Origin of the sequence: Arthrobacter parietis, assembly GCF_039530425.1 — a bacterium.
GTDB lineage: Bacteria > Actinomycetota > Actinomycetes > Actinomycetales > Micrococcaceae > Arthrobacter_D > Arthrobacter_D parietis.
Genome location: NZ_BAAAON010000010.1, coordinates 287,033 through 294,972, shown reverse-complemented (window position 1 = coordinate 294,972; position 7,940 = coordinate 287,033). Strand labels below are relative to the sequence as shown.

The 7,940-nt window shown below is 64.0% G+C and carries 7 protein-coding genes; 3 read left to right on the top strand and 4 right to left on the bottom strand.

Annotated features, from left to right (window positions below; genetic code table 11):
- Nucleotides 1-252, top strand: a 252-nt coding sequence (locus tag ABFX19_RS16050; RefSeq protein WP_346028913.1) for a hypothetical protein, incomplete at its 5' end; no start/stop codon positions are given.
- Between the two features lie 237 nt (nucleotides 253-489).
- Here ABFX19_RS16050 and tyrS read toward each other — a convergent pair.
- From tyrS to ABFX19_RS16035, 3 genes are read right to left on the bottom strand one after another with little or no spacing between them, the layout of a single operon-like run.
- Nucleotides 490-1,812: a tyrosine--tRNA ligase gene (tyrS, locus tag ABFX19_RS16045; RefSeq protein WP_277359909.1), complete on the bottom strand. Its 1,323-nt coding sequence runs from the start codon at nucleotides 1,810-1,812 to the stop codon at nucleotides 490-492.
- Nucleotides 1,813-1,824: 12 nt separating this feature from the next.
- Nucleotides 1,825-4,077, bottom strand: a complete 2,253-nt coding sequence (locus ABFX19_RS16040) for an AAA family ATPase (RefSeq protein ID WP_277359908.1) — start codon at nucleotides 4,075-4,077, stop codon at nucleotides 1,825-1,827.
- 36 nt (nucleotides 4,078-4,113) lie between these two features.
- Entirely contained in the window at nucleotides 4,114-4,830 is a 717-nt protein-coding gene (locus ABFX19_RS16035) for a DNA-3-methyladenine glycosylase (protein ID WP_346028912.1), read from the bottom strand.
- A 92-nt stretch (nucleotides 4,831-4,922) separates the two neighbouring features.
- Here ABFX19_RS16035 and ABFX19_RS16030 point away from each other — a divergent pair, with 92 nt between their 5' ends.
- Complete coding sequence (locus ABFX19_RS16030; RefSeq protein ID WP_346028911.1) at nucleotides 4,923-6,446, top strand: AlkA N-terminal domain-containing protein; 1,524 nt, start codon at nucleotides 4,923-4,925, stop codon at nucleotides 6,444-6,446.
- On the top strand, nucleotides 6,443-6,973 hold the full coding sequence (locus ABFX19_RS16025; RefSeq protein WP_056548402.1) for a methylated-DNA--[protein]-cysteine S-methyltransferase: 531 nt from the start codon (nucleotides 6,443-6,445) through the stop codon (nucleotides 6,971-6,973). Before ABFX19_RS16030 ends, ABFX19_RS16025 begins: the two co-directional genes overlap by 4 nt.
- Here the strand turns inward: ABFX19_RS16025 and ABFX19_RS16020 are convergent.
- Nucleotides 6,940-7,806, bottom strand: coding sequence for an SRPBCC domain-containing protein (locus ABFX19_RS16020; RefSeq protein WP_346028910.1), 867 nt, complete (start codon nucleotides 7,804-7,806; stop codon nucleotides 6,940-6,942). The two genes, ABFX19_RS16025 and ABFX19_RS16020, sit on opposite strands and share 34 nt — an antisense overlap.
- Nucleotides 7,807-7,940: the final 134 nt, after the last annotated feature.

Here is a 7,940-nt window from a genome sequence, read left to right as displayed (position 1 = left end):
AGGATCAAACTCTCCGTAAAAAACTACGAACACAACACAAACCCCCCGGAAAAAGAGAAGCCCATGCTGCACAAAATTCGAAACCAGCCAAAAAACCAGCCACCACACCAGGGCGAGATGACCAGCAAATCAACCAATCAAAAAACAATCGGTATCAACAAACATGGCACACTATTGAGTTCTCAAACAACAGAAGCAATTCACATAATTTGTAAAGTTTTCATTTACATTTCCGTGCTGCGGTGTTACTAAATCTATTTCATCCGAATTGTTTCTGTCAAATCGGCTTATTTGCCGGAATTCGACCGAACAATTCGAATCCGCCCACCACAAACTGTCTGGCTTTGGGCTTTCGCGCTCAGCGCATGCCCGAACCATTCGGTTTTAGGAGGGGGTTTGTCACCACTCAGCGGCGGCGACTCAGAAAACATTACACGGCCTTCGGGTCCCTTGCAAATCGCCTTCTGACGAGCCGGAAACCTGCGGGAACTAGCTGACTTCGACGGTTGCGAGTGTCCGCTTTCCGCGACGGAGCAGCAGGAACCGACCGTGCAACAGCTGCTGCGGACCGACGGTGGCGTCAGGATCGGACACCTTTTCGTTGTTCACGTAGGCACCGCCTTCAGCGACGGTTCGGCGGGCTGCGGAATTGCTGGGAGACAGCCCGCTGCTCACGAGGAGATCGATGATGCCAAGCCCGCCGCCGTCGACCTTTGCGGTTGGCAGCTCAGCGGTTGCAGCGCGAAGAGTGACCTCGTCCAGCTCGGTCAGGTCGCCCTGCCCGAACAGTGCCGCAGAGGCAGCAATCACCTTGTTCGTTGCCTCGACGCTGTGAACCAGTGAAGTGACGTCGAAGGCGAGGGCGCGCTGCGCCTCACGCAGGTGCGGCCGGTCGGCCACGGATTCCGCCAGCTGATCGATGTCCGCACGGCTGCGGAAGGTGAAGACCTTCAACCGGTCGACGACATCTGCATCCGACGTGTTCAGCCAGAACTGGTACATCGCATACGGTGTGGTCATTTCCGAATCCAGCCAAACGGCATTGCCCTCGCTCTTGCCGAACTTGGTGCCATCCGAGTTGGTGATCAGGGGGGTTCCGATTGCGTGGACAGTCTTGCCCTCCACCTTGCGGATGAGTTCCGTACCACTGGTCAGGTTGCCCCACTGATCAGACCCGCCGGTCTGCAGGACGCACTGGTGGTCGCGGAAAAGATGCAGGTAATCCATGCCCTGCAGCACTTGGTAGCTGAACTCCGCGTAACTGATGCCTTCCTCGGAGTGCAGACGCTTGGCAACTGTTTCCTTCTTGACCATGGTGCCGACGCGGAAGTGCTTGCCGACCTCGCGCAGGAAATCAATTGCGCTCATGGGCGCAGTCCAGTCAAGGTTATTGACCATCCGGGCAGCGTTGTCGCCCTCGAAGCTCAGGAACCGCTGGACCTGCCCCTGTAGGTACCCGACCCACTCGGCAACGGTTTCCTTTGTGTTCATGGTGCGCTCAGCGGACGGCCGGGGGTCTCCCACCAGCCCCGTGGATCCACCGACCAGGCCAATCGGCCTGTGACCAGCAAGCTGAAGCCGGCGCATTGTCAGCAACTGGACGAGGTTTCCCAGATGCAGGCTCGGAGCCGTGGGGTCAAAACCGCAGTAGTACGTGATGGGTGCGCCGGCGAGAAGTTTTTCTAACTCCGCCTCATCAGTGGAAACGTGGATCAGCCCGCGCCACTTCAGCTCCTGCCAGAGGTTCTCGAAGGAGCTGTCGTTTTGCTGCTGGTTCACGGCCGCGTGCGCGGCTTCGGTAGGTTGTTGCACTGCTTCAAAATATCAGCCCTCAATGCCCTCCGGAATTTCGCCCGTCGAAATGAGGCGGAGACGCTGGGTCGGCCTGGTCATTGCGACGTACAGGTCCCCTACCCGGACGGCTTCCTGCTTCAGCATCTCGGCCGGTTCCAGGACCACTACGCCGTCGAACTCCAGGCCCTTTGCCTCGCGTGGTGTGGTGACCACGATGTCCTGGCCCAGCCCGCCTGCGCCCCTGCCGACTCGGTTGCCGTACGCCGCCGTGACGGCGGCCCGGACCTGCTCGACGATGCGCGCAGGCGCGATGACGGCAAGAAGACCATCGGAAATCGCATCCAGTTCCTCCGGCAAGGCAGACAGTAACGCCGGTTCGAGCTCCGAAACCTGGTCGATCACCGGATCCCACCGCCCTTCGCGGACCGCCTTCGGGGCAGACACGACGAGGCCTGCGGCATTAGCCATGCGTACTGCCGCCTCGGCAATCTGCGCCGGCGTCCGGTAGTTGACCGTCAGCTCCTCAAGCTGCCACCGCTCCCCCACGAACGGCTCGAGTGCCTGCTGCCACGAGTGGGAACCGGCGATGGAGCTGGTTTGGGCAATGTCACCGACAATCGTGAAGGACTTGAGAGGGCATTTGCGCATGAGCAGCCTCCACTGCATCGGCGAAAGCTCCTGCGCTTCATCCACCACGATGTGCCCATACGCCCATGTGCGGTCACCGGATGCACGCTCGGCAGCCGTCAACCGCGATTCCGCAACCGTATTGTGCTCCGCGAGTTGTTCGGCACTGAGCATGCCGTCAATGCCGGCGTCCTCAAGTGTGCCGCTGACGTTCTCCAGGGCGCGCTCGGCGTTGGCTAGGTCCCGGCGTCGTTCCTGTTCCTGTTCCGCGGCGTTGCGTCCTGCGGACGCATCAAGCTCACCCAGCAGTTCCGCAGCCTCATCGAGGAGAGGGACGTCCGCTTCCGTCCATGGCGCGTCTTCCGTTCGGTAGAGCAGCTCCAGCTCGGCATCGCTCAAGTGGGGTGCGGCGGCCTCGAGCTGGGCAGGCTTGGCGTAAAGGTCCCGCAGGAGTTTCTCCGGCGTCATGGGCATCCAGGCGAGATTGAGCGCGATCCGCACATCGCGCGAGGTCCGTACGTCCTCGGTGAGGTAGGAGCGGTCCGCGGTGTTTCCGGCACCCGAGGATTCTTCGAGCTGCTCAGTCAGCTGCTCGGTGAGCTCGCGCAGCATGATCTTCACGAACGTAGTACGCGCCTCATTGTGCGGTTTCCCGGTGGCGCGGGCGCGGTCCCGCGCCCGGCGGACCTGCCGGGGAGTGAGGATCAGGGTGGTCCCCTCGACGTTGAGCTTTCGGTTCTCAGCCGGTATGCGCTGCCGGTTGGCCACAGCCTGCTTGATGACGCCGGCCATGTCCAGCCTGCCCTTGAGCTCTGCCGTCTCTTCTGACTGCTCCTGAACAGCCTGAATCCCCGGCATCAGGCTGCCGATGCTCGCCATCACCACCCCGGTTTCACCCAGCGAGGGCAGCACGCGCTCGATGTACTTCATGAAGGCATTGGTAGGACCGACCAGCAGCACTCCGGCAGATTTGAGCCGCTCCCGGTGTGTGTACAGCAGGTAGGCAGCCCGGTGCAGGGCGACGGCCGTCTTGCCTGTACCCGGACCGCCCTGTACGACGACGACGCCCGGAAGCGGCGCGCGGATGATGCGGTCCTGCTCGGACTGGATAGTTCCGACGATGTCCGACATCTGCCCGGTGCGCCGCGAATTCAGCGCGGCCAGCAGCGCTCCCTCCCCCTGCAGCGAGTCGGCGTCAGTAAGCATGGAAGCGTCGAGGACATCATCTTCCACAGCGACGACGTCCCGTTGGGAAAGGATCAGGTGACGACGGCGGCGGACGCCCATCCGCTCGAAAGCCGTGGCCTGGTAGAAGGTACCCGCTTCCGGTGCACGCCAGTCCACCATGAGCTGCTGCAGATCCTCGGAGGACAGACCGATGCGGCCGATGTAGCGCTCATCACCGCTGTCCAGATCGAGACGCCCGAACACCAACCGGTCATCGACCGCATTCAACTGGGCGAGGCGGTCCTCGTACATGGTGGCGAACGCATCGCGCTCGGACCGGTTCTGATGTGATCCGGCCGATGTTGTCCGGCGCACCTGATCGAGCTGGCGCTGCTTTTCGGCCCGCAGTTCATCAAGCCGTTGATACAGGCCGGCCACATAACCCCGCTCGTGGTCCAGCTCGTTCCGGGCTACTGACATTTCATGCATTGCGCGTTTCCCTCTCGCCAAGGCGGACCGTCAATTCTATCCCCCTTCGGTGCGAATTTCCTTTATGCCGCTGTGCACGCTGCCGGATGTTTCGCCCGATGCGGTTCTCCGTGCGGGATCAGCCGCCCTCCGGGCGCCTCGGGGCTTGGCGGCCGGCCGGTACACGGAGACGCTCGGGTCCCCGGCCAACCAGTAGCGCCAGGGGTAGGCCGGTGATCCGCCGGGTCCACTCACGCCGACGCGCGGGCCCGTCTGAAGACGCAGGGGGTCTGCAGGATGGTCCGGCAAAGTGAGCTGGAGCCGGTCAGAGAAAACATCCGTTCCGTCCAGCTCCCGGTCGATCCCGAGGGCCTGCGCCAGGCGCGCCGGACCGCGCGCAAGGTCCCGGTCCAGGCGAGGGTTGCCCCGACGGCGCCGGGCCGCGTCCACTCCGCCGACGATCTCCCCTGCGCGCAGGAGCAGTCCGGTGGCATTGCCTGGCCACCCACAGACCACGTTGGCGCAATAGTGCATGCCATAGGTGAAGTACACGTACAGGTGCCCCGCTTCACCGAACATGGTCGCGTTACGGGCCGTCTGTCCGCGGAATGCATGGGAGCCCGGGTCTTCTGACCCCATATAGGCTTCCACCTCGGTGATGCGCACCGTGACCGGCTCCGCGCCGTCGTCATGGGTCAGGTGCGCGCCAAGCAGGAGCGGTGCAACCTCGATGGCCGGGTGCGCAAGCCGGGTGCGCTGGAGAGCTGGATCCACGAAAAGACCGTATCAAGACGCAGGGACTCAGCCTGCACGGTCATGTCCGATTTCCGCTAGCAGCGCACCCGTCCGCCTGCGAGGATGGACTCATGGATTTCTGGCAGCAGTACCGGGCGATCGAATCGCGGGACACCCGGTTCGACGGGCAATTTGTCACCGCGGTGGCGACGACGAAGATCTACTGCCGCCCGTCCTGCCCTGCACGCACTCCGAAGCCGGCCAACGTCAGCTTTTATCCGACCTCTGCGGCGGCGCACGAGGCCGGATACCGTGCCTGCAAGCGATGCCTGCCTGAAGCGGTACCCGGTACGCCAGCGTGGAACCTGCGCTCGGATGTCGCTGCGCGGGCAATGAGGCTGATTTCCGACGGCGAGATTGACCGCGTCGGCGTTCCGGGGCTGGCGCTGCGGCTCGGCTACTCAACCCGCCAGCTTGGCCGGATCCTCCACCACGAGCTGGGTGCCGGCCCGCTCGCGCTCGCGCGCGCCACCCGAGCACAAACGGCGCGGACACTGCTCACCGCCACCGATCTGGCGCTTTCCGACGTAGCCTTCGCCTCCGGGTTCAACAGCATCCGCCAGTTCAATGAGACGGTCCAGGAGATCTACGACCTCTCCCCCTCGCAGCTGCGGCACCGCAGCCGTACTCTTTCCCATGCATCGACGGCGGCCGGCTCCCCGACGTCCCTCAGCCTGACACTGCCCGCGCGCATGCCCTACGACGACGGCATCTTCTCCTTCCTGCGCGCCCGCGCCGTCAACGGTGTTGAGCAGGGTGATCCGGCAAGCTATGCCCGCCTGCTGCGCCTGCCCGGCGGCGAGGGCTGGTTCAAGGCCGAACCAGGACCGCGCGGACTCGATGTCTCCGTGACGGTGGAGCAGTTGAAGGACCTGCCCGTCCTGCTGTCCCGCATCCGACGCCTGTTCGATCTGGACGCTGATCCCGCGGCCATCGACGATGTCCTCTCGGCAGACCCGGTCCTGGAAACCCGCGTGCAGCAATATCCGGGGATCCGCCTGCCGGGTGCGGTGGATCCGCAGGAGATCCTGATCCGCGCCATGGTTGGCCAGCAGATCACCGTAGCGGCCGCCACCGGTATCCTGGACACTCTCAGCGTGCTGGGCGAGCCCTCCAGGCTCGGCCGTCCCGGTCATTCCCGTCTGTTCCCCACCGCTGCTGCCCTGGCCGATGGGGCGGGCACGCTGCTGAAGGGACCGGCGCGCCGCCGCTCGAGTCTGCTGGCCGTCTCAGCGGCCCTGGCCGACGGCAGCCTGAGGATCGGCGTGGCTGACACACCCGGTGAACTGGCGGAGAAGCTCCTGCCGCTGCCGGGAATCGGGCCGTGGACTGTCCGCTACGCCGCCATGCGGGTACTTGGTGCTACAGATATCCATCTGGACAACGACGCCGCGGTCCGCACAGGTTTCGCCCGGTTATCCGGACGCACCGCCGATCCGCGGGAAACAACCGCCTGGTGTGAACAGTTCAGTCCCTGGCGTTCCTACGCGACCATGCACCTCTGGCGCCTCGCCTCCGAGAAACCGCTCGCCGCTGATCAGCAATCACAAACCCAGGCAGCAACCGATACCCCTAGAAAGGCGCTGGCATCATGACCACCCAGACCACCACCGTTCCCACTCCCGACGGGCCGTTTACGGTCGTGGAACGGGACGGTGCAGTCCTGGCCTCCGGCTGGACCGCTGAGCTCTCCGAGTTGACGGGTCAGATTCACCCAACCCTCAGGGCGGAACCTGTTCAGTCTGTACGAAGTCTCGCGTCCATCACGGACGCCGTGTCAGCCTATTACGACGGCGACCTCGCCGCCATCGAGAGGGTACGGGTGCATCAGTTGTCAGGACCTTTCCGTAACCACGCCTGGGACGTGCTGCGCACTGTTGCCCCCGGAAGGCCGGTGACCTATTCGGAGTATGCCCGGCTGGCCGGCCGGCCCGCCGCCATCCGTGCCGCCGCCGGAGCCTGCGCCTTCAACGCTGCTGCGCTGTTTGTTCCGTGCCATCGAGTGATCCGGACGGACGGCAGTCTCGGCGGCTTCCGCTGGGGCGTTGCCGTCAAGACCAGCCTGCTGGCCCGCGAGAAAACAGCCTCTCAGTCCGCTGACCCGGTAAGCGTTGCACGGTAGAAATCTTCGAGCGCGTGCAACTTGCGCATGCTGGTATGCGGCTGGTCGCCGTCCACCGACACCGCGACAGCATCCAGATGGGCGTGCCACTGAGCCAGCAGGGCGGGAGCTTCGTCCTGGCCCTCCACAACGTGCCGGACGGCCACCCGGGTACTGCCGCCGTCCGCAGTGAAATCGACCTCAGCCTGCTCAACCCTCGGCTGTTGTTCGGGATCCGCAGTGAGCGCATCCTTTACGAGCGGCAGGGTGGAAGGGAGGCGACGGTCGAAATGGACCATGGTGACGCCGTCGTCCGTTTCCACCCACCCCATGGTGTTGGACACGTTGAACTCTTCGGCATAGGCGTCCCGCAGGGCCGCCCAACCTCCATCGGGCGCCGGTTCCCTGCCGGCGGCGACGTCCTCCAGCGCGGCGAGGATCTGTTGCCAGCCGGCGGCTCCCTCGGTCAGGAAGTCCGGTGTCTCGGAGCGTGCGCGCAGCTGCAGCAGGGCGCCGCCGCTGCACTCAAGCACGCGCCATTCAAGGATCGATTCGAGACCCAGTGCATCATCCCAGGTGATCTGGAGACTGGTGGGCGGATTGAGCTGCAATACCGTACCCGTGGTGACTCCGCCACCCATATCCAGCGAGTATTCCTTCCCCAGTTCCCAGTGGCCGGCCAGTTCTCCCAGCCATAGGCGCACCTTGCCCGGGTCCGTCAGCAGGTTCCAGATGTATGAGCGCGGGTAATCGAACTGGCGGTCGAAGGCGAGCACGTAGCCGCCGCTCAAACGCTCGATGCGGCCACGCGGCACCACGGGATGAGCCGCTGATCGATCAACATCCGACGTCATGGCGTCTGCCTTTACCTCGTCCTGAACCTGCGGTAATTCTGCTCGCGTGCTTCCCAACTTAGCGCAGTGCCGTGCGCCTGATAAGAGTTGCGCGGCGCAGATCCGAATCTTTCAGACGCCGCGACATGCAGCGT

Excerpts from the sequence above, each read along its gene's own strand:
- ABFX19_RS16030 (WP_346028911.1), top strand. The coding sequence starts at position 4,923 with ATGGATTTCTGGCAGCAGTACCGGGCGATCGAATCGCGGGACACCCGG.
- ABFX19_RS16040 (WP_277359908.1), bottom strand. The coding sequence starts at position 4,077 with ATGCATGAAATGTCAGTAGCCCGGAACGAGCTGGACCACGAGCGGGGT.
- ABFX19_RS16020 (WP_346028910.1), bottom strand. The coding sequence starts at position 7,806 with ATGACGTCGGATGTTGATCGATCAGCGGCTCATCCCGTGGTGCCGCGT.
- ABFX19_RS16025 (WP_056548402.1), top strand. The coding sequence starts at position 6,443 with ATGACCACCCAGACCACCACCGTTCCCACTCCCGACGGGCCGTTTACG.